This window comes from Halalkalibacter kiskunsagensis (genome assembly GCF_037027555.1).
GTDB classification, from domain to species: domain Bacteria; phylum Bacillota; class Bacilli; order Bacillales; family Bacillaceae_D; genus Halalkalibacter; species Halalkalibacter kiskunsagensis.
The window spans coordinates 13,909-37,341 of record NZ_JAXBLX010000046.1; the positions used below are offsets into that span (position 1 = coordinate 13,909).

Below are 23,433 nucleotides of genomic sequence, written 5' to 3' on the forward strand. Positions count from 1 at the left end.
CGATTACAAGATTCATCTTACGGGATAATTATTAATCTACTGTTGAGGAATCATTGGATTATTGTAAAAATAATGTAAATGTGGGTTTTAATACATTAGCGTAAAAATGGCTTAAGTAGTTGGCTTTCGAACAGCCCGTCTTGTTAAATTCTTGCATCCGTTGAAGAGCACATCATCTTGGTTTAGCTAATTTTAGCACTTTTATTTGTTTGTAATCTTTCCTCTCTAGAAGTTAAATAAATAGCAATAAATATAAGGCAAATCCCTATAAAGTGGTAGTATAGAAATGATTCTTTCAAAAAGAAATAAGATAGAATGACTGTACTGATTGGCAAAACGCTAGTTAATACACCTACCGTTGTTGCAGGCAGCTTTTCAATTCCTTGATACATAAGTAGAAAAGCCAAAACTGTAACGACAATACCAAAGTAAGAGATAAGTATCCAATCATTAACAGAACCGAAAGAATAATTAGAAGTAGTAAATTCATATATAGCCATCGGTAAAAAGAGCAATACACCAATAACTGATACAGCAGTCGAAATGGCTAGTGGACTTACCTTCTTAGAAACAGACTTTCCTAAAATGATAAACAAAGCTTCTCCCATTACCGCTCCCAATATAAGCAAATTCCCCAGAATCTCAAGAGGACCAACTCTCATTTCAGTAAGAACTCCAGCAATGTTAAGGATCAAAATTCCTAAAATAGCAATTAAGATACCTATCACCTTATTCCTTGTAAGTTTTTCCTTTATGATAAAAAATGCAAGAAGTGCAACTATTGCTGGTAATGTGCTAGTAATAATCCCCGCTTCCATTGCTGTTGTTAATTTTAATCCGTACAACATAAAGATACTAAATAAAAATACACCTGTTAAAGATTGAAAGAAGAGGATAGCGGTATCTTTTTTACTGAGTGATGGAATTCCTTCTTTTCTAATCAATAATGGTACTAATATAATAGATGCAACTAAAAATCGTAACTCTGATGCTATAAATATAGGAATATTCTGTACCATTATTTTTCCTGCTACGACCGAGCTGCCTACAATGACCATTGCACCAATAACTTTAAGGTAAGCTGAGACCTTCTCATTCATATAACCAACTCCTATTCTTAAATGTTCTATGCTGTTCTTACTATTAATTGTAAAATTAACATTAGGAATTGGTTTATTGTAGTGCCAATTTATTACTATTTTTGAAACCAATATCGAAAGTTTAGGTGATATACAATGGTCTGGATTGAAATTAGTAAAACATCGGAAATCCCTATCATCCAACAAGTATATGTGAAAATTAGAGAACAAATTTTATTAGGAGAACTTCATGAGGGAGAGCGACTCCCATCTAGTCGCGAATTAGCTGAAACATTAAATGTATCTCGTAGTGTCATTCTTGAAGCTTATGACCAGTTAATTGCCGAAGGATATCTTAAATCTAAACAGGGTTCTGGAACCTTTGTAGAATCAGGTGCATTATTAGAAGGTTTTCCTACATTTAAGGAGACTTTTGCACCTGTAAAACCTTTTTATTCTATTACTAATAATAAAGATAGTTTGATTGACTTCCGTTCAGGTGTTCCTTGCTTAGAGATGTTTCCAAGAAAAAAGTGGGCAAGAATAGCTAAAGATGTTTATGAAAATATCGACACTTCATTACTTGGGTATAGTTCACCTGAAGGAAGTGAAGAGCTACGTAACACGTTATCTAACTATCTCTATAAGACGAGAGGAATTAAGTGCCTCTCTAGTCAAATTGTCATTACCTCTGGGGCAACACAAGCATTTACAATTTTGACAAATCTTTTGCTAAAGTCAGGTTCAAAAGTTATGATTGAAGACCCTGTAACTAAAGAGATTCCTGAGATTTTTATGGAAAGAGGTGCTAGCATACATCCTATTCCTGTCGATGAATACGGAATGAAAACAGAACTTTTGTCACAAGAAAGACAACCTAGTCTTGTTTTCGTTACCCCCTCTCATCAATTTCCTTTAGGGGGGACATTACCTATTCAAAGACGTATTCAACTTATTCAGTTTGCTAAAAAAACCAATAGCTATATAGTAGAGGATGATTATGATAGCGAATTTCGCTATTCTGGTCCACCTGTAAGTTCGATACAAGGGTTATTTCCTGACAGAGTCATATATATTGGTACCTTTAGTAAAATTCTATCGCCGAGCCTACGACTTGGTTATTTGGTTTTGCCCAATTCTTTAGTCGAGAAAGTGAAAACACTTAAAAGATATACAGATTACCACTCTCCAACTATTGAACAGGTTATTTTAGCTCGCTTTATTAAAGACGGACACTTAGAGAAACATATAGTGAAAATGAGAAAATTGTATAAAATACAGAGAGATTGTTTAATAAAGTCATTGAAGGAAGAATTTAAAGAGCGAGTAAAAGTATCTGGGACTTCGACAGGTCTTCACTTAATAGCAGAATTTAATAATATTAGTTTTTCCAAAAAGATTTTAGACGAAATAAAAAATAATGGGGTTAACATCTATCCAGTAGAAAAACATACATTAGTTAAAGGACATCACAATAATAAACTTATTTTTGGTTATGGAAATCTAACAGAAAAGGAAATAGAAGCAGGAGTTAGACGATTAAAAAAAATAATAGTTTAGAGTAGAGTATATAAATTTACTCTGCTCTTCTACATACAACAATACTAAGTAATGCCTTTTTTAATAGTAATATCTTCTTTAACAGATATAATCTCTTTTTTACGTCTTGAAAGAGCAATTGATCCGGCTATAATAAGTAGACCGCCTAAGAGTGAAGCGATAGTTAACGTCTCTCCCCAAATAATGAACCCCCACAAGCGCCTACAATGTATAGGAGCTATAACTAAAAGGATTAATTAATAACACTGCCCCGATAACAAAAAATGGAAATACTATTATTATGTTTTTACTGACTTTTTCTTTCAAAAAGATAGCAGATAACAAGATGGCAAAGAAAGGAAACTATAGAAAGTAAGTACCTTAATGATGTAGAAAAAGGTAACAAAGAAAATATTGATGATTATCTCTATTTTCATCATCTTCAAAGGTTAAACTTAAATAGAGGTTGTCCCAAAAGGTCGCTTTTTGACTTTTGAGACAACCTCGAAGCAATTAGCGGAGCTTCTGCTTTTTTTCAAGCCCTTTATGACTGGGTTTCTCATAAAGCGTACAACGTGTGAAGCCATTGCCACTCTTTTTATGGCTTTTGAGACAGCCCCTGCTTAGCATCCCTCTTACGATGTCACTCTTTCTTTACTAGCTACGAAATGCAACGGATTTTGAACGTGTCCAAATTCAGATGCATGTGGGCGGTCGTCATCATCTTTGTAGCCATAATCAATCATTCTGTTACGGTTTAAGCATAGTTTCGTATAAGATGGTTTCAGCAAATCAAATAGATCGAACCTTTCCGTAAGTTCTGGAAAACGGCTTTGGTAAGCGAGTATCGTATCTCTTAGTAAAAGCCAAAATCTTTCCTCATCATACTCATAATACGTATCCAAAATATCAGCTAAGTAACGGAAATGGCAGACAAAAAGCCCCGTGAAAATAAATTGACATAACCCTTCTGCCCCTTCACTGCGAAGAATAGGCTTTAATTCCTCCGGTAACTGTTGTAGTTCAGGAAGTGGCTCGTCACTCACATTGACATCATCCACAAAGTCTTTCATCGCTAAACGATGCGGGACATAATCCTTTAACACTAATACGGTATTTTGTCCGTGCGGTGAAAACACCGTTCCATATTGATAAAGATAGTGCAGTAGCGGCGGCAATGTTACGCTAAATAGCTTTTCTATCCACTCATCAACCGATAATTTTGATCTTTCAATTAATGATGCTACAAATGGCTTGCCAGCGTTGTCTACATAAAGCAAAGATGCCAATGTGATCGGTTGTTCTCCTTCTTCTAAAAAGGAGTAGATGCTCTCACGCCAAATACTCCCTAGCATTTCAAGACATTGATAAGGTGCTCCGACAAGATTTGAATAATATGGGTGATCATAGTTTACACTCGCCACTTCTCCAGGCAAGATCAATCGGCATTCATCGCGTAAGAAAGAGTCCTGATCACGGATGCTGTGAATATATTCGGTGATGATTGGTGCGACAACGGTTCGTTCCCCAGGGAGACCACGGTATACTAACGTATTTAAAATACTCATTGGTAATTTAACGTGATGTTTGCCTTTGTCACTTGTATTCACGAACGTCCGAATCGACTGCTGCGGAAGATACTCATCTTCGCCCTCCCCAAGAGGAATGATTCGTTTTTGAGCGATATCCTCTGGAAAATACTGAATGATGGTATTATTCCATTGCCATTCATGGATTGGTAGGAAAATGTAATCTACAGATTCTACCCCTTTACTCTTTAAGAGTTCCATGAAATACTCAAACCTTTCCTTCCCTAACTCTTCTTGAAGTAACGTTTCATAATCGACTGTTGAAACAGAATGAAAGGTAGCATAATCCTTATGAACGGCTACCCATGAAAGCTTCACTCGCTTTTTTTGTTCTGGTGAATAAGAGAGATAGTCTTGATAATCAAATCCAATTCGTCCCTTGTTGTATGTAATCCATGGATGTCCTTCCATCTCTCCCTCTAATTCTCCATAATCCATGTCGACTAACTCTTCAACACTTTGATTTTGCTTTTTCTGTAAAATATGGGCATCTGCCACTAAGGTGTTGTTATATTCTTTCATGAGATGTGCTGTTGTCAAAGGTTTCATTCCGACTGTCTGTTGAATATCTAAAAGAAATTGAATCGGTTTATTGCCTTTTTCCCATTGGCCATTTCGCAGGCAGCGGATTGTTTCTGAATCAATGCGATAGCTGTCCATTAATCGGCTTTTCCCTTCAAATTGATAGCGGACTTCTTGATCACCCATCCCTTCGTTAATGACAAGCTGATATACAGTACGATTTGCAGTTTCCTCAATAATCTCAGGATGGATAATCTCCTCGTACATAAATTCTGAGATCATTTTTGCTACTAAGTTTAGACTAACTTGATCCCAAATGGCTGGTTTCAATATTTCTTGTATATGGCTACTATTTTGCATGATTTCACTCTCCTATATTTTCATTATTTTTACGCAGCATCTGTTTTCTGAACGAGCGGCTTTCGATTGTTAAAAATCAGTAGGCGTGCTGTAATCAGTGTAAGCAAACAAATGACTCCAGCAAAAACGAAAGGCGTTGCTAAGTTATATGAACTAACTGACGTTGACGCGAGCAATGGCGCGACGAGCAAACCACCATTTTGAAACGATGATGCAATCGTATAATTAACATGTAACTGATTGGTACTATTATTAAATAGGTAAAGTTCGAGTGCAGATTGTGCAATCGCAAGAAAGAAACCGTAAAAAACTCTTCCAATACATAAGACAAGTAAACTACTAGTCATTCCTTGTAACATAAGACTTATAGCTAAGACGCCTAGAGCAAACGCAAAAACAAATGACAACCTCTCTGGCGAACAGATTTTTCGAATAGTTGGATAAGCAATGATCGCCATCACACTCGGAATCATAAATAAGATACTACTCTCCACGAACGAAAGCTGAAAATCAGTAATGGTATACGTTGCAAAGTAAGGACGGATCATATTATTTGCTGTATGAAAGGCAAAAATAACAAGGCCGATTGTCACTAAAAAGCGGAATTGCTTTTTTTCTGACTGAACCACATATTTAGTAGGTACCGTTTTTTTCCTTGATAATAGCTTTTTAAAGGTGACACAACAAATAAGCCAAATGACGACTTCTATTACAGCTAACCCGTAAAATAAGAGCAGCGGATCTTCAAGTTTGATGATCCATGCCCCTGATAACGTCCCTAAGATGATTGCTCCGTGAAAGAGTATATGGTACGTTCCAACAACCCGAGATCGTTTCCCCTCTCCGTTTAGCTCAATCAGCAAAGGATAAATGAGAAAAAAGCTGCTTTTTCCGATTAATAGTAAAACTGTAAACGATAAAAATTGCTGTACATCTTGTGCTGCTGCCATTCCAACTAACATGACAGCCGACATCCATTGTCCAACATACAATAAGTGCTTTACTTCAAAGTATTTAGAAATAAGCCCCCAAATCGGAACGGCAATGACAACCGTTAAACGAGCGATAAAAATGTAAAAAGCCGTATATCCCAAATCGGTAATTCCAAATACCTTATCGAAAAACTGAGGATAAAAAGGCGACAGTGCCACATCTGTATACACGAAATAGAAAATCAAGAAAAATAACACTGTCTGGGTCACTTTGAAAGAAGTCATTTATGAAACTCCAAATTGCTGAAACACATTACGCTTTGAAACAGGATATACGTCCCGATTCGCGAGTTGATTAATGATGATCGAATTCCGGTAAGCGCCCAGTCCCAAATCTGGTGCCCCGACTCCATGGGTATGCATTTCCCCATTTTGAATAAAAATTTTATTGGCAATATCTTCGTTAAGCGTAAGCTGATAATTTTCCTCTACGATATACCTGCCTTTTTCATCCCAGCGAATAAGCGAGTGCAGATCAGTTAGAAACTTCGGAATAGAATGTTGATAACCTGTAGCTGCTACGACAACCTCACTTTCATGTGTAAAGGTTTGCCCCTGCTCCCATTGGCTGCATCGCAACTGATACTTCGTATTTCCGCCTTTGTCAATTTCCTTCACATCTGCTACTTCTGTTTTCGCAAGCAAACGCACAGGAGGAGTCTTTCCTCCGACAGAATATTCATAGAGGGCATCATATATATCGGCAATCGTCGCAGCGCTAATTCCTTTATAAAGCAAGTCCTGTTTCGGTAGCTGCTCATCCTTTTTTTCCTGTGGTAATCGATAGAAATAATCGGTATAATCCGGTGAAAAATGCTCCAAACCAAGCTTTGAGTATTCCATTGGAAAGAAACCTTTTGACCGGGTAAACCAGTCCAATTGATAGTGATTCAAGTGCTGCTCCTTTAACAGTTCAAGAAAAACTTCGGCCGCACTTTGCCCTGAACCGACAACCGTAATGGACTCTGCCTGACGTAATCGCTCGCGATTTTGTAAAAATTCAGCTGAATGAAACAGATTTTCTCTTGCGTGACCAGACATGCTATCTGGAATAGAAGGAGTACTGCCAATCCCAATTGCGAGATGACGAGAATAATAGTAGTGGACTTCGCCTGTTTCCATGTCCTCGGTTTCGACTTTAAAGTACCCGTTACGACTGTCTAGTTCGCCTTCAAACCAGCTCACTTCAGAGAAATCCGTTTGCCACTGAATCGTTGTCACTTTTTTGCCAAAGCAGCAGTTTGTCACCTCTTCTGAAACCCACTTGCAATAATGGTTGTACTCCCTTCTTGGAATGTGAAACCGTTCAAGAAAATAGAACTTATACAACCGTTCGTGCTCATGTAAATAATTGAGAAAACTGAACCGGCTCTTCGGATTAGCCATCGTGACAATATCCGCGAAAAACGGGACTTGCAGGGTCGTTTCCTCAATAAGAAGCCCCCCATGCCACTCAAAATGAGGCTTCTGTTCAAAAAATAGCGACTTTACTTCCGTGCTCTCTTCCGTTAACGCCGCTAAGCCGAGATTAAAAGGACCAATCCCAACACCAATGACATCATACATGCTGTTGTTCACTGAAGTTGACATCCTTCCACCTCCTAAAAAAGCTTGTACGCTCACAAAACATCAGCAATCCTCGTTTGTCAGGCAGCTCGATTTCCTTTTGTGGTTCAAATCCGCATTTTTCAAAAATATGAATCATCTTTTCATTACGAATATCCGGCTCAGCGACAATTTTACTCGTCGCCTTATGCTGAAACAAAAAGGCCGTCATCGTCCGCAAGAATGGCAACGCTAATCCTTTCCCTAAAAACTTTTCAGGGCCAAAAAACAGGTGAATCCCTTGGTCTTCATCGTCAACCTCATAGTAATCAGCAAGAATATCATCTTTGGCCCAGTAGCATTCCCAATAGCTCATCGGTTCACCGTTGACATAACCAATATACAAAGTCTGATGACGATCATCTAATAACTTTTGCAAATGCGCCTTATAGTCAGGAAGAGAAAAGTTTTGCTTCCAAAATGGAATGACATGAGCCTGATGATGCCAATGATGTAAACGCTCCAGATCTTCCTCTAGCTTGACTTGTCGGAATGAGATCTCATATCCAGTCTCTTCATCAATAAGCTTCACTCGTAACCAACTCCTTGCTTGCTAAAGGATTATCGATATCAACGTACACCGATTGCGTTTCAAGTGAACCCGTCAGCTCATCCATGTCATGAAAACGAGTTAGTAAGTTTGCCTTGCACGGAAGCTTTTCATAGGTTAGTAAGCTCGTAATAAGCTGCGATGAACTTTCCGCTGGGATTTCAATTTGTTCTAATACTTTCTTGATCTCCACGAGTAGCTTCCTTTCATTAATGAGGTTGCCTACACCAAACGCGTTTACTAAGCCCAGCAAATGATTATAATAAAAATAGTAGCGTAACCGCTCATCGGCAATCTCATCTGAACAAACGGTGTTACTTTTCTCGCTAATCCCTGGTAACAGTTGATTAAGCTGCTCATGATAAGACTCGCAAAAATAGTAACCTTGATTATCTCGATAGAAGAACCGATCAGGATACCCGTCTTGTAACTGAATCACACTATTTTGTTGATGTGCCTCAAGCGCAATCCCATAGGTGAAGTAAAGCCACATAATCGGCTTCAATGATCGATCGAGGTAGCGACGGAACCAATCGACGCTTACTTCTTCCGTTGATCGCCCTTCCTTTTCCGCTAATTGTTTAATGATTTCTGCTAATCTTGACGTCTGTCCATCAATCGAGTCCTGACATAGCGCAGCAATTGGAGTAGCATTCTGTCCATGATGTAAGAAAAATGGGTTTTCCCTTAAAATCACCTCAAAGCCTGATTCTTGTTCCCCCTCAATGTTTACAGTCATAAAAGCGGGATCACATATAAGTTCGAAATTGGGGTGAGCGTTTCTCAAATCCTCACCGATCTTTCCATCAAGCAATCTCTTCACCTCTACCCCTCTTTCAAGCTCCATGTTCTTATTAACACGAACAGAATTTGTGATTTTCACGTTTAACGAAAACTTCAACATATACGTTTCTTCTGGATGATACACGGTCCGAACAGATGAAGTCGGATAAAAAGCACGTCCCACTTTTCCAACATTCTCAATTAATCCTTGCTCGATCAACGTTTGAACCTTTGGTTTCCGCATGAGAAATTCAGCCTGCCACGGGTGAGTCGGCAGTAAGGCATACTCATCTGCTTGACAATACTTTCTTTTGAATTCACTTGTTACGTGAGGATCTTCTAGTAATCGTTCTTTTACAAGCTGAATGGCTGTATCTTCTAAGGCTGATCCATGCTTAATGATTGACGTATGAACACGGAAATAATGTAATTTGAACTGTCCTTTCAGCTCTGGTGAATAAGTAGGAGCATCCTTATCGGATATGCCCTGACGGCTCTTCGGTGTTGGGTGTAATAAGTGACCAAATAGTAATGCTTGCTCTGCTTCAATGAAACTCATATCAGGATCATAGAGACGATCTTGATCGCGCGCTTGAATAAATTGTTCGATATTTTGGCAACTTAAAATGACTCGCATCAGCAATTCGTCTTGATTTTCACTATCTGCATCCCCTGCTTTCACATTCAACTCTCTGATGATTAATCTTGTTAGCTTTACATAATCAAGTTCAACCAGTTGATTGCTGTCAAATGAAAGAGAATAGTAGATTGGAAAAGAAAAAATATGTCGCCCTGTAATCGACCAATATTTTAGTGGAATATACAAGTGAGTTCCTTGGGTTGGTAATTCGCAATCAATGATTTGTTTTACTTCCTGACGATCTACTAGTCTGCTAGTTAAGGCATGAGTTGCATTCTTCATTTCGATCAGCTTATAATTTTCTGTTTCTCTTATATAGCAATTTAAGAAGCTTTGCATCGTTGCTTGTTCGGCAATCTGTTTATAATTCATTTCATCCATCCTCTCCTATATATGAGCTTCTATTTGAACCAAATGTTTCATTTGGCTTACGATCGATTGAATATCCTCTATCGTTGTACGAGGATTTAACAGCGTTAATTTCAAGTAAACAGATTTATTAACTCGGGTTCGTGCCAAAACGGAGTGTCCTTGTTCCAAAAGTTTGGTACGAATCAATCCGTTTAATCGATTCAGCCATTCCGAATCGTTTGATCTCTCGATTCCTTGAGGTCGGTACCGAAAAACAACGGCATTGATTTCAGGTTCGTTCAATAGCTCAAAATCAGGTTCCTCTTCAATCACCGTTGCCGTGTCTCGAGCTAGACTGATCGTATAATCAATCATGTCAGCAAACGTTTTTCGACCAAGAGCATGGAAAGAGACAAACAGCTTTAATGCATCAAAGCGTCTCGTCGTTTGAATCGACTTCGTTACTAAGTTTGGAATGCCAGTCTCCTCATCGTCCTCAGGGTTTAAATAATCCGCATTTAGTTTGATAAAATCAAAGTTCGATCGGTCCTTTACGAGAAAAGCGCCGCAACTTATCGGTTGATAAAATAACTTGTGAAAATCGACGGTTAGCGAGTCAGCGAGATCAATTCCGGTTAGTTTATGTTTGTGACGCTCACTGAGCATAAGTGCACCTCCATAAGCAGCATCAACGTGAAACCACATTTGATAGTGATTAGCTCGTTTGGCTACCTCAGCTAGAGGATCGATACTGCCGAAGTCTGTTGTGCCTGCTGTTGCCACGATGGCAAATGGGAGTAAGCCCTGTTCGGTTGCTTCTTTTACACAACGATCTAAATCGTTTACGCACATTCGATGCTCGCTATCAGTCTCCACGGAAATGACGGCCTGCTCCCCTAATCCAAGTAAAAAAGCAGACTGACGAACGGTAAAGTGTGCATCCTTGGAGCAGAAAATTCTTAGTTTACTAGCCTCTACCGGTAATCCGTCCTTTTGTGCATCCCAATTCAACTGTTTTTTTAAGTAGCGATCCCGAGCGAGAAGCAATCCCATGAAATTAGATTGTGTCCCCCCGCTTGTAAAGACACCGTCTGCTCGGTTGCTTTTTAAATATAGATTACTTAACCAGCGAACCATTTTTTCTTCAACAACTGTAGCCGAGGCACTTTGATCCCATGAATCCATTGATTGATTCGTTCCACTGATCATCACTTCAGCAGCAAGAGCAGCACTTAAAGGCGGACAATGAAGATGGGCAAGGCATGTTGGGTTAGAGACAACAATCGAATGCTTCAAGATTATTTCCCCAATGTTTTTGAATAACGTTTCAACGGATGATTCATTCTCAGGTAAAATTTCATTAAACGTTTGATTAAAAAGCTTCGTGAAATCTTCATGCGGCAAGCCACTGTATGGCTTGTCATTACTAGAAAACTGATCAACGAAACCCTCTTGCGCCCACTTCATTGCTTTAGCATAGTAGTCGATGCTTTCCTCTTTGCTATGTAAAAAGAAACGATCAAACCTTTGTTTCGTTATTGATTGTTCCCCAGCCCTTTCTAATAGACCTACTTGATTCATTGCCATCCTTACACCTCCTGAGTTAAGCGCCCTTTCATTGACGCTTCCGCTTGCTTAACGGCTTCTAAAAAGATTTCACTAACGGTATCGATTTCTTCAGCTGTAATGATCAAAGGTGGCAAGAAGCGAACGACACTACTATGACGACCACCAAGCTCAATAATTAATCCACGCTTGAAACACTCTTGCTGGATGCGATTCGCTAATTCCGGATGAGCTGGCTCATTTTGTCCTAGTTTGTTTAAAGCATGTTGTTTATCAACAATTTCAACCCCGATCATCAGCCCACGGCCTCTTACTTCCCCAATGCAATGTGTTTGCGCTTGAATATCATGTAACTGTGACAGTAAACGAGAACCGATTTCTTCTGCATGCGCGGCTAAACCATTTTCTTTCACAAATTTAATCGTTGCTGTTCCGGCTGCAAAGGCCATCTGATTGCCACGGAACGTTCCAGCATGTGCACCAGGGTTCCACTTATCTAAATCTTCATGATAGACGACAACAGCTAAAGGAAGCGAACCGCCAATTGCTTTTGAGAGAACGACTACATCTGGTGTAATTCCTGCATGCTCGAATGCAAATAACTTTCCTGTTCTTCCTAAGCCTGTTTGAATTTCATCGATAATAAGAGGGATCCCTTTTGCCTTTGTCATTCTTCTTATTTCCCGCACCCAACTATCTGGTGCTGGAATCGCTCCACCTTCGCCTTGAACAATTTCCATAATCATTCCTGCTGGAGGAACAATGCCGCCCTCAGGATCATGTAAAAGCTGTTCAATATACGTTTGACCTATTTCTACCCCTTCCTTTCCACCGATGCCAAACGGGCAGCGATAATCATATGGAAACGGCAGAAAATGTACATCAGGCATTAAACCAGGGATCTGTTTCTTCGGTCCCAAATTCCCCATCAAGCTAAGAGAACCATGGGTCATTCCGTGATAACCACCTTGAAAAGCCAACATGCTTCTATTGCCCGTTGCCGTTTTCACTAACTTCAAGGCTGCTTCTACAGCATCTGACCCAGATGGACCACAAAATTGGATTCGAGCATTTTTAGCAAATTTTTCTGGCAAACTAGTAAACAATTCTTCCACAAACTCTTCTTTTACCGGTGTTGTTAAATCTAATGTATGTAATGGCAGCTTATCATCCAACACTCTCTTAATCGCTTCTATGACAACAGGATGATTGTGTCCTAGCGCTAATGTTCCAGCACCACCTAAGCAGTCGATAAACACTTTCCCTTCCACATCTTTTACGTAAATTCCATTTGCTTCACGAATTGCAATTGGAATACGACGTGGATAAGAACGAGCATTTGACTCACGCTTAGCTTGGGAATCAAGATATTGTTCATTTTTCAAATTGCCCTGCATTTGGATCCCCACTTTCTTGTTTAAAAATCTTATCTCAAATCACTTTGCGGCTTTTAGCAACAAAACGATCGATACTGATAATCAATATCATTTAATTACCACTGTATGCATCTTATTAAAAGTGATAATCATTGTCAATTGTATATTTGAAATTTAGTCTTTTCGTCCTGTTTGATATTCTTATGCCCCTTACGGACTCTAAAAAAGCTATGTTATGATTAAATTAGTACTTAATTTAGAAAGAAATTGCTCTATTTTAGATATGGAATTATTGATAAATGGTGGTTTTTGCCAGTATTCGAACAGTCCTTATAGATTAAAGCTAATGAAAATGAAAATGAATCATCTATTAAAATACCCCAATATAAAAATAAAAAAGACCAAGTGCGGTTAACACTCGGTCTATGTACCTATGTCGCTTAAAGAGCTGCTGACAATATATTAAATAAATTATCAAAGAGAAAGTAACCTCCTTCCTACCCTTTGATCGGGCGCTGAATGGTTACTTTTATCTTGTTCTTTGAGGAGCAGAACCAGAGTACTAGTCCATTGCATCCACTTTAAGTAACTACTATGTCAGATAAGTAAGAAGATCTTTCCTGTTTTAGCCACGTTCACATCGAACCAGAACTTTCAAATGGATTTAAGTCTTCTTCTTGTACTCAAGCAACCGTTTGTATTATGAAAAAAACTTGTGGTGAAAATTCTCAGCACAAGTGTTTAGTACTTTTATTTATTAATTATTTGTTTTCGTTCTTCCATCTGTGGTGGCTCTTCCATCCAACCATTTTTAATCATTATTTTTGCACCTTTATGGGCATATTCAAAGGTATCTTTCATAAAAATAAACATTTTTGCCGGTAAATCATTTCGCAAACTAAAAGCAGTTCCTAATGAGCTGCCCCCCAAAGCGAAACTACAAAAAAGACTTGTGCAATACATCATCAATTTATCAGAAAATGGGGCCACCGTTGAACGGGTTGCATGCCCCCCCGATGGTTCAGGGGTTGGTACACCACTTTGTAGTAAGGTTTCGCTTAATTCCTTTACAATACTTTTAGCAAGTTCTGCTCCTTCATTAAAGAAGCTTTTTACTTCTCTTTTGTTTGCACATTGAGCAAAACCTGTAATCATCTGCATCCCAACAATATTTGTTTCATTTGTATGATGAAGATGAGCAACTTCTACCGTATTTAATGTCCTCTTTTCACTAAATGGATTAATGGCAAGTCCGCCTAAATAGTTTGTATCTTTAATAAACTCAACCGATTGTGGCATTGAAACATATGGTGACCTAGGAATCATCCCTTTTTCAAGCAAATATTGAGTACAAAGATTGTAATATTTTTGAGTAATGGCAGTAAGTTCAGTAAAAATCATTACAATATCTTCTCGGTATGCCATCGTTATATTTAATGAATGCAATGCCATACTAATTTCTTTTAGTAGACGAACAAACATTATGTCGAAACCATTATCATATAACTTTGGCACATCTTTGTTAACGTCTTGAGATGTATACCCAACTGGTATTGCAGCACCCTCATTTTGTAATGTTTCTGTTATCTTACTAACACAAAGGTCAATTTCTTCATATAAATTTGTCATAATACCCTTGGCTTTTTCGTCATCGGCTTTCTCTATAAAATATTCTAACATTCGTAAAATCATTGTTTTTTGTTGATATGTAAGCCATAACGTACCTAGTTCTGATGATGTAATTGCAGGTTTCTCAGGCATAAAACGTTCCTCCCTAAAGTTACTTTACTTTAGTTTGACCTCGTTATCTGTAACTATTCTGTTTTTTTCTATTAATAACAACAGGACCATGTTTCATATCGCCTAGCGATCGAAATATAAAAAAAGAGCTGATTACCCTTTTCATGATAAATAGTCATATGTATCGGGTAGCGCTATAAGTGTTTCGTTGAACCTGCTCTCCTTTCTCTATATCGATACACAAGAACTTCAGCTGTGACGTCTAGAAGCTTCCCCGTATCGCGTGACGATATAGGCACTTCGGTGTCAGTTTAAACAAAGATACACCGCCGCTCACTTTTTAAAAACTCATAGCCATTTTGCTCAAAATTTTGGACATACTTTCCAAACTTTTGTTTTCATAACCGACGATCCTTTTTATTTATGATCGTTTTCACCGGCATGCTTAGACCCCAATTTACGAATCCGTCAATGTTTTTTTGTCGCTCCCCTTGTCATAGCTATCATCATTATTTCACGGGAAATACATGATACGACAAATTTCTTTTATTACCACACTTATGTAAAAGCGAGAGCAGATAGCAACTCGCTACCCGCTCTCACTTTATTTCCTTTTGTTAGTGTATCATCGCTTTATTTGTCACCATCTACTTCACCCCACTACAAGTATTAAATATGCTATTTATCATCTCAATATCAAAAATCCTGATACCCTTCTCTTCTTCCATAGGTATAGATAATGTATTTTCAAGTCACTATATATTTAGACAAATTTTCTCTTAAGTAACAAAAAAAAAGAGAGTCGGCAGCCTCCGCCAACTCTCCCTATCTATTATTGAAAAAACACTGTAAATGTAAGAGCAATTAAAGCAAAGATTCCTGGATTTTTAAGTTTCGAGTTTGTCATTTGGATTCCCTCCTGAAATGTTGATCTCTTTTTGTTGTCTTTATCATAACAAGCTTAAACAGGGTTGTCCGGACTTTTGTTAGGTAATGTTACATAAAACATATATTTCAAATGCGCCTTTAAAAATGTGCCTGGTCCTCACTGAGGTAAAGTCCGATATCAATACTTCCAAGACTCTGGCACAAGGACTTATTCTTAAAATCACAAAAAAATTATCATACTTATTTATTAGGTCTTATCCCTCTATGCGGCGATTATACTAATAGACAGGGCGGAGGTGATGAGGTGGAAAATTTTAAAGTTAGAATTGTTTTTGAGAAAAGCAATGCCGGAACTCTTGAAATAACAGGTGAAAGTAGAGAGCAAGTCCTTGATCAATTAACACGGTCAGACTGGTATATCTCAGAGGATAAGGAAACAGCAATTAACATGAGGTTGGTTACAAGCATTACAATTAGTCAAGCTGGTCGAGCAAAATCAACATCAATTAGAGGTTTTTGAATAAAGGTATCCGAAAGGGTTTTATTTATATTTTCTTCTTTTCCTTCAAATCATCTATCGTAGAAAAAGGGTATTTCATAAATTAGGGAGGTGCCTGGCACCTCCCATTAATTACCACTATCTTTTGTACCGCGGGTCAACCGTACAAGCATTCAAGAGTTTTTTTTTCCTTTAACTTTCACAAACCTATAGGCTAAATAAGCAATATAAATGGGTATTGCAATATAAATTAGATAAGGAAATTGTCCATAATATCCTTTTAACGTGACAAAAAATACCGCTCCAAGGAAGAGACTAACGATGATTCCATATTTAGGGAGAGGGAATTCTTTAAGGCTCGGAATTCTGATTTTGCTAACCATTAAAAAACACATTGCCGTGAAAATAACTGTTGTTACAATACTAGGTATTCTCCCCCCGAATAACGTTAATAACGCTAAAATTCCACCAGCAGCTGTAATAGGTACTCCAACAAAATAATTTAATGAAGATTTAGTAGGTGAAATGTTAAATCTAGCTAAACGATAAGCACCAAACAAAGGAAATAATCCCGCAACGACAAACCCTAATACCCCAAACTGATAAAAGTGTGTATAGTAAACTAAAAAGGAAGGGGCTACTCCAAACGTTACAATATCGGCCAATGAATCTAATTCTTTGCCGAAATTGCCTTCAACACCCAACATTCTTGCAAGTCTCCCATCGACACTGTCTAACATCATTCCAATTATAATTAAAATAGCTGCATTATTAAATTGTCCATTTGCTGCAAAACCAATTGATAAAAAACCACAATATAGATTTCCTAGTGTAATCATATTGGGTATAGTTTTAAAATATTTCATAATTTCCCTCGTTTCTTTATTTGTTACACGTACCTTTTTATGCTTAAAGAAGAATAGTTTCCTTTGGTACGAACCGCTTCACATTACACCCTCTCTTTTATTACTCCTAATCACTTTAATCTAGTTGGTACTCTGTAAGTGCGCGTTGAACCTGCTGGGCTTCATATGGTAAATTTCATTTCTTACCGTGATTGACTGAAGTCTGAAGTAGGTGTCCATCTAAAGTCTCCCCTTGCTTATCGTTATAGACTCTTTCTTCCTAAAACATTTAATTCCTTTTTTTAAATGTTTTCAGTTGCGAAATTGTAGTCGATTACGGAGTCAAAGTGTCTATGATGAATTCTATTTAGAAATTATGGATAGATCAAGTGAAGTAGTTGTTTTCCATTGTAATAAGCGTAGACATACAACCATGGCTCTGACTACTGTTAGCATCACTTATTCTCCGACTTGTAACAAAATTGTAACAGGAAACTCCCCTCCTTCGACAAGAATCGTGATAAAAAGAGGATTTACCACCCTTTTCCTAGAAAGAAAATGAACATATAATAGAATAGCCATGTAGATTATGAATTTTTAAAAATATTCATCTAGATACGATTGGTTCTAGCGTTTATTTAAACACGATCCCAATCATGAAAACGCCACCAAGGTACAAAAGATAGGAAGTAAGTATAATTCCTTTCATCTGAAACCAATTTAGCACAATGAACAATAGAATAGTGAGATCATGTATTATTTGTCAATGCCAGATGACCATTCTAAAAGCCAAAGTCTATATATTTTTATATCATAAAATATTTTATTAGATTGTTTTAGATACAATGAACTACTTACATAATTCAACAATCTAATTTCCAGTATGCGAGGCTGATAAACGATGTATGTATATGTAGATAACAGTAACAAAAAAGCAGAATTCATGACTCTATGGAGCCAAATAGCTAGAGAAAAGAAGTATCCAATAACTGAGCTTCGAGCTAACTCCGAAGCGTTTATTATCAAAAATAAAGAAGGCTTAAGTATAGGTACAATCGAATTCATTCGATGCGATAAAGATGTTTCCAATAGTAGCGATCTGATTAACATAACCAATGAAAAACGTATTGAAGAAAATTTGGAGCATTCTTATCAAATTAGGAAAATAGGGTTAAAAAGCGAGTTTACCAACACAAAAGTATTATACGATTTACTGAAACTAGCTATCACGTATGCTAAAAAAAATGGTGTGAAGTATTATGTTACTTATTTAGAGAAAAAGCATTATCACCTTTTAACTGAAAAGTATAAGCTTAGAATTGAGAGACTTGGTGAAAATTCATTTTTAGCAAAGAGCGAATGTGTACCTGTCCTTATTGATATTGAGGATACCATTTATAACACGCGTGGTTATCCCCTACATATTAAGTCAATCGCTTTAGTCGTACAGGGAACAAAAAAAGTTAAGTCATTGTTCGTTTGATTTTTGGAATTTGAGCAACTATAAAAGATTCGGGAGGTACCTGGTGCCTCCCGAATCTTTCTCTGCATTGAACTCACTACCGTGCTGGGGACAGGCCCCAACACTTTATAACGAGTTTCCTTTACTTATTTTAATTGTACACATAGAGGTAAAACCACTACATAACGATTCATACCTCTTCCCTGCAATCAGCCATCTCTTCGGTCAAGAAAACCTTCTAAATCTTGTTTGTTAAGCGGCTTACTAAACAAATAGCCTTGCATATGATAGCACTGATTCTGTAATAAAAACTCTTTTTGATATTCTTCCTCTACCCCTTCAGCGATAACTTGTAACCGGAGGCTACGTGCAAGGTTTATGATCGCTTCAGGAATTCCACAGTTGCTATAGTCTTCTCTAATATCTAGAATAAATGATCGGTCAATTTTGAGACAATCGATTGGTAGAGTTTTTAAGTAACTTAACGAAGAATACCCTGTTCCAAAATCGTCAATCGAAATCGAAATCCCATATTCTTGTAAATCCTGTAATGCTTTTATAGTTTCGTTCGAATTAAAAAGCAACGTGCTTTCTGTAATTTCGATTTCAAAGTTTTCCGGCGCTAAATGACAGTTGGATAACATTTGTTTCACCTGTTTGACTAAGGAAGCAGCGTCTTGAAATTGTTTGGCTGAAAAGTTAACCGCAAGATTTAACGGCACTACTCGCTTTTCATTCCATTTATTTACCTGGAAACAAGCTTCTTTCATCGCAATTTCCCACAAAGGATGGATGAGTCCTGTTTCCTCTGCAACGGAAATAAATATGTCTGGTGACACAAATCCGAGTTCCTCATCGGTCCATCTAAGCAATGCTTCTATCCCTGTCACTACATCAGTACGAGCATCTATTTTTGGTTGGTAATAGACTTCAATTTCTTCATTTTTAATGGCTTTTCTTAAACGTGTTTCGATACGAAGTTTCTTTTTCTTCTCTTTGCTTATTTCCTCATCATAGAGAAGCACTTTATTGCCGCCCTGTTTCTTCGCCGCATACATTGCTCCATCAGCGTATACCATAAGAGTATCTATGTTTTCCGTATGTTTTGGATACAAGCTTATACCACAGCTAGCACTTACCGTTACTTCATTTCCATCGATTAAATACGGCTGGTAGATGTTTGTAACAATTGTATCAGCAATTCCCTTAATTTCTTCTTCTTCAAGTTCGCTAAGTAAAATAACAAATTCATCCCCACCCTGTCTTGTAAGAACACTATTTCCAATCGTTAGACAGTTCTTTAACCGCTCAGAAATGAAATTGATTAATTGATCCCCTTTTGCATGCCCAAACGTGTCGTTAATGTCTTTGAATCGATCGATATCAATATACAATATAGCAACGGTCTCTCCTGTTTCTTTTGCACTGATCACTCGCTGCTCTAACTCTTCTTGAAAATACCTTCTGTTTAGTAACCCTGTGAGCGGATCATGATAAGCTTGAAATTGAATCACTTCCTGGCTCTGTTTTAAATCCGTCACATAGTTCTGCAATGATTTGGACAGGGCATTTACATTTTGAGCGAGGTGACCAAGTTCATCTTTTCGTTTTAAATCGATATTCCCCCCAAAATTCCCTTGAGCTATCTCGTTTACCTTTTCGACAATGTAACCGATCGGCCTTGTAATCGAACGGGAGAAAACAAAACTTGTGAGTAACACCATCACGATAAACGGGATCGCTAAAACGAGGTGCTGCAATAATTCTTTATCAAGCTCTTTCTGAATTAAGCTATAATCATAGGTTACCCCTATCACATAAGGATCCTGCGTGTCTGTATTAATCGGAACGAATGTCTTTGTAACCAATTCCCCATTTACTTCTTCCGTATATTTCTGTGTTTCCCCTGTTTTCACAGCGGTTTGAACCAATTGAGCATCGAATGGCTGGTTTCCATAATCATACGTTCCATACCAGATCGGTTGATCGGCTATGCGAATAAAGGTATTTCCGTTTTTATGACTTTTTTCTGTTTCTTGACCAAAGTTTTTCGGATTAATTACGGTCAGCTCAAGAACACCATCAAGCATCGTCCTGAAACGTTCCATAGCATTCCCTGGTCCAAAACGCTGTTCATATTCTAGTACCTGGTTATCACGAAAATAGGGATCGATCATATAATTCGTCGTTCCATCATAATAATACCCCCATTTATCGGTATGATTAGGATTACTCGAAGCTACTTCAATCGGACCTGACCAATAATTTGGTAGAGCTAACCCTTCTTCAACAGTAACAGGAGTTAAATCGAACAGCTGCTGAAATGCCTCATACCAAAATATCCATTCTTTTGTAGAAATATTAATTTGATGTGGATCAGAGGATTTCACCCCGATAATGTCATCGTCCGTTTCAGCGAATAAGGTAATATGAGAGACCATAAGCTCTTCAGCCAGCTCGACTAATTGTTCATTTGTTACGTCTTCATGTCTTGCAGGCAAGACGTTTCTGATCGCGATTGAAGCCGTTCTTAACTCTCTCGCCATAATATCTTCTACAAACTGAGTACCATTTTTGGAGGTTTCCACCTGATGAGATACTTCCTGGGTAATCAATTCTATTTCTCTTTCATTAAATTCTATAAGTTTCTCTTTCGATCGCATGTAGTGTAATGTACTATTTGCTATCAAAATACATAAGACTAATGAGGTAAAAATTAACGGGAGCTTCTTCTTTATTGACAAGGTGATACCTCCTCATACATTACAAGCTAGAACTAGAATATTATAGCACAATCTATGTCTCTATTAGCTTATAGCATCGTCATTGTTGTTAAAACATCATTTACCAATGGTACAAAAAAACCTTTTCGTTGGACAAGGATAGACGGTTCCTGTACTTGTCCAACGAAAAGGTTCATCTCTTCAACATTATCAATTGGGGAAATAGCTTACCTACCATACTGAAGGATAGGGGTTTCATGCTACACATGATTGAGTGTTTCTGGTAGAAAAAGTACAATGAAAGATTTGGAATTTCCATTTATTTATAACCTGAGATACGGGAATACTTACACTCGACAAATTCTAATCGGATGGTGCTTGGCACCACCCAATTAGTTGTAATCAAGCATGAATCTCAAATTTATACCCAACACCCCATACAGTCATCAAGACATCACAGCCAATTTGTTTAAATTTATTCCTTATTTTCTTTACATGAGCATCGACAATACGGATATCACCAAAAAAGTCGTATCCCCAAACATTTTCGAGTAACGTTTCACGCGTATAGACATTACCAGGAGTTTTCGCTAGGTGGACCAACAAATCAAATTCCTTTGGTCTAAGTGTGACTTTCTCCCCTTTAACGATTACTTCTCTCCGATCAACATCAATTTTGACCGCTCCATAATCATAGGTGAAGCTTTGTTCGTTTACTTTCTTTCTACTTGTAGAGTCAACTCTTCTAAAAATCGCCTTAATCCTGGCGACAAGTTCCCTTGGACTAAATGGTTTGATTATATAATCATCGGCCCCCAACTCTAACCCAAGAACTCGATCAAATTCATCACCACTTGCCGTTAACATTATGATTGGGACATTCGAAACTCTTCTAACCTCACGACAAACATCGTAACCATCCATTTCAGGCATCATGATATCTAAAATAATCAAATCTAGTTGTTTTTCTATTGCAAAATCTAACGCAGAACGGCCATTGTTCGCTTCCACCACGTTAAAATTTTGCTTTTTTAAATAATGGAGGAGAATCTCTCTAATATTATCGTCATCATCAGCTACCAGAACGTTAAGCATATAGAACCTCTCCTTTAATTCCTAGTATTCTTGCGGAATTGCATACAAGAAGCGTTTACACTTATACAACGTAGCACTAACGATTCGTTTGGGACAAGGGACATAAGTTTGATACTTAGTCCTAACTTCTTTCCAACTACTTACTGACTTAAGCCTCAAATAAGTGGTTTGCCCCTGAGAATAGGAACCCTTTATTATTACCTCTCTTACCTTTTCTTCAGTTTCTTGTTTCAATATAGTTCGTAGTATGCTGTTTTTTTAATATAAAAATTGTTTACAAGTGACTCATTATGGGAATTGTTTATTAATCCATAGGAAAGGGAGGACACTAAATCATGATAAGGACAATATTGATGATCATAGGAGCAATCGTAGTAATTAGTCTCCTTATTTCTATCCTGTAAAATATGAAAAAACAGGACAAAGAGCCACCTACATATCAGACAGAACTTTGAGTAAAAGTACCTCTTCTTTTGTATACGGATCACTAGGTTGGCTGATTTGTCTATAAGTATATTAGAGCTAAAAAAAAAGCGATTCATCCCACATCTAAAGAAGTGGGATGAATCGCCCTCAGTTCTATAATTTATAGATTTTTAAAATCAAATAATTAACGATCTTCTTAACCTATTTTAATAAAGATAGAAAGTTTGAGTAAGCCGTCTTAACTCTATCATAATAGCCAACTAGCTTATCAAAAGTACTTTCATGTTTTACAGTCGTATCCGTTTGTACGTCCGCATCAAGCCCAACTTCCGCATCTTCGGTTTCTTCTTCTGTTGCAACTTCATCGACTACTGGCTCTACTTCCTCCGTTCCTTCTTCTTCTTCTGGTGCAACTTCATCGATTATCGGCTCTACTTCTTCCGTTCCTTCTTCTTCTTCTGGTGCAATTTCATCGACTACTGGCTCTACTTCTTCCGTTCCTTCTTCTTCTGGTGCAACTTCATCGACTACTGGCTCTACTTCTTCCGTTCCTTCTTCTTCTGGTGCAACTTCATCGATTACTGGCTCTACTTCTTCCGTTCCTTCTTCTTCTGGTGCAACTTCATCGATTACTGGCTCTACTTCCTCCGTTCCTTCTTCTTCTTCTGTTACGAATTCATCGATTACTGGTTCTACTTCTTCCGTTCCTTCTTCTTCTGGTGCAAATTCATCGACTACTGGCTCTACTTCTTCCGCTCCTCCTTCTACTTCTGGTGCAATTTCATCGATTACTGGCTCTACTT

Annotated in this window: 16 protein-coding genes and 1 pseudogene; 3 read left to right on the plus strand and 14 right to left on the minus strand. The window is 37.8% G+C overall.

Annotation, left to right across the window (positions count from 1 at the left end; translation table 11 throughout):
• Window positions 1–182 precede the first annotated feature (182 nt).
• Entirely contained in the window at window positions 183–1,100 is a 918-nt protein-coding gene (locus SLH51_RS20020; RefSeq protein ID WP_335963295.1) for a DMT family transporter, read from the minus strand.
• Window positions 1,101–1,235: 135 nt separating this feature from the next.
• Between SLH51_RS20020 and pdxR the strand changes: the two genes are divergently transcribed.
• A complete protein-coding gene (gene pdxR / locus SLH51_RS20025; protein ID WP_335963296.1) occupies window positions 1,236–2,639 on the plus strand; it encodes a MocR-like pyridoxine biosynthesis transcription factor PdxR in 1,404 nt (467 codons plus the stop codon).
• Between the two features lie 44 nt (window positions 2,640–2,683).
• On the opposite strand, the gene SLH51_RS24535 is transcribed toward pdxR, so the two are convergent.
• The 9 genes from SLH51_RS24535 to SLH51_RS20065 all read right to left on the minus strand — a co-directional run bounded on the left by SLH51_RS24535 (window position 2,684) and on the right by SLH51_RS20065 (window position 14,713).
• Window positions 2,684–2,836, minus strand: a complete 153-nt coding sequence (locus SLH51_RS24535) for an LPXTG cell wall anchor domain-containing protein (RefSeq protein WP_390183739.1) — start codon at window positions 2,834–2,836, stop codon at window positions 2,684–2,686.
• A gap of 417 nt (window positions 2,837–3,253) precedes the next feature.
• Entirely contained in the window at window positions 3,254–5,089 is a 1,836-nt protein-coding gene (locus SLH51_RS20030; RefSeq protein WP_335963298.1) for an IucA/IucC family protein, read from the minus strand.
• Window positions 5,090–5,118: 29 nt separating this feature from the next.
• Window positions 5,119–6,306, minus strand: a complete 1,188-nt coding sequence (locus SLH51_RS20035) for an MFS transporter (RefSeq protein ID WP_335963300.1) — start codon at window positions 6,304–6,306, stop codon at window positions 5,119–5,121.
• Complete coding sequence (locus SLH51_RS20040; RefSeq protein ID WP_335963301.1) at window positions 6,307–7,671, minus strand: lysine N(6)-hydroxylase/L-ornithine N(5)-oxygenase family protein; 1,365 nt, start codon at window positions 7,669–7,671, stop codon at window positions 6,307–6,309.
• Window positions 7,640–8,218, minus strand: a complete 579-nt coding sequence (locus SLH51_RS20045; RefSeq protein WP_335963302.1) for a GNAT family N-acetyltransferase — start codon at window positions 8,216–8,218, stop codon at window positions 7,640–7,642. Before SLH51_RS20045 ends, SLH51_RS20040 begins: the two co-directional genes overlap by 32 nt.
• A complete protein-coding gene (locus SLH51_RS20050; RefSeq protein ID WP_335963303.1) occupies window positions 8,205–10,031 on the minus strand; it encodes an IucA/IucC family protein in 1,827 nt (608 codons plus the stop codon). Before SLH51_RS20050 ends, SLH51_RS20045 begins: the two co-directional genes overlap by 14 nt.
• A gap of 15 nt (window positions 10,032–10,046) precedes the next feature.
• Complete coding sequence (locus SLH51_RS20055) at window positions 10,047–11,597, minus strand: pyridoxal phosphate-dependent decarboxylase family protein (RefSeq protein WP_335963304.1); 1,551 nt, start codon at window positions 11,595–11,597, stop codon at window positions 10,047–10,049.
• Between the two features lie 2 nt (window positions 11,598–11,599).
• A complete protein-coding gene (locus SLH51_RS20060; RefSeq protein WP_335963305.1) occupies window positions 11,600–12,973 on the minus strand; it encodes an aspartate aminotransferase family protein in 1,374 nt (457 codons plus the stop codon).
• 729 nt (window positions 12,974–13,702) lie between these two features.
• On the minus strand, window positions 13,703–14,713 hold the full coding sequence (locus SLH51_RS20065; protein ID WP_335963306.1) for a DUF3231 family protein: 1,011 nt from the start codon (window positions 14,711–14,713) through the stop codon (window positions 13,703–13,705).
• A 1,171-nt stretch (window positions 14,714–15,884) separates the two neighbouring features.
• Between SLH51_RS20065 and SLH51_RS20070 the strand changes: the two genes are divergently transcribed.
• On the plus strand, window positions 15,885–16,100 hold the full coding sequence (locus SLH51_RS20070; RefSeq protein ID WP_335963308.1) for a hypothetical protein: 216 nt from the start codon (window positions 15,885–15,887) through the stop codon (window positions 16,098–16,100).
• Between the two features lie 152 nt (window positions 16,101–16,252).
• Here the strand turns inward: SLH51_RS20070 and pssA are convergent, their stop codons facing one another.
• Entirely contained in the window at window positions 16,253–16,945 is a 693-nt protein-coding gene (gene pssA, locus SLH51_RS20075) for a CDP-diacylglycerol--serine O-phosphatidyltransferase (RefSeq protein ID WP_335963309.1), read from the minus strand.
• Between the two features lie 880 nt (window positions 16,946–17,825).
• Between pssA and SLH51_RS20080 the strand changes: the two genes are divergently transcribed.
• Window positions 17,826–18,407 (plus strand): hypothetical protein, encoded by a 582-nt coding sequence (locus SLH51_RS20080; RefSeq protein WP_335963311.1) that lies wholly within the window; start codon window positions 17,826–17,828, stop codon window positions 18,405–18,407.
• 188 nt (window positions 18,408–18,595) lie between these two features.
• Here the strand turns inward: SLH51_RS20080 and SLH51_RS20085 are convergent, their stop codons facing one another.
• From SLH51_RS20085 to SLH51_RS20095, 3 genes and pseudogenes are all read right to left on the minus strand, one after another.
• Window positions 18,596–21,130 (minus strand): putative bifunctional diguanylate cyclase/phosphodiesterase, encoded by a 2,535-nt coding sequence (locus SLH51_RS20085; protein ID WP_335963313.1) that lies wholly within the window; start codon window positions 21,128–21,130, stop codon window positions 18,596–18,598.
• Window positions 21,131–21,511: 381 nt separating this feature from the next.
• On the minus strand, window positions 21,512–22,204 hold the full coding sequence (locus SLH51_RS20090; RefSeq protein WP_335963314.1) for a response regulator transcription factor: 693 nt from the start codon (window positions 22,202–22,204) through the stop codon (window positions 21,512–21,514).
• Window positions 22,205–22,831: 627 nt separating this feature from the next.
• Window positions 22,832–23,433, minus strand: a pseudogene (locus SLH51_RS20095) (hypothetical protein); the annotation flags it as partial.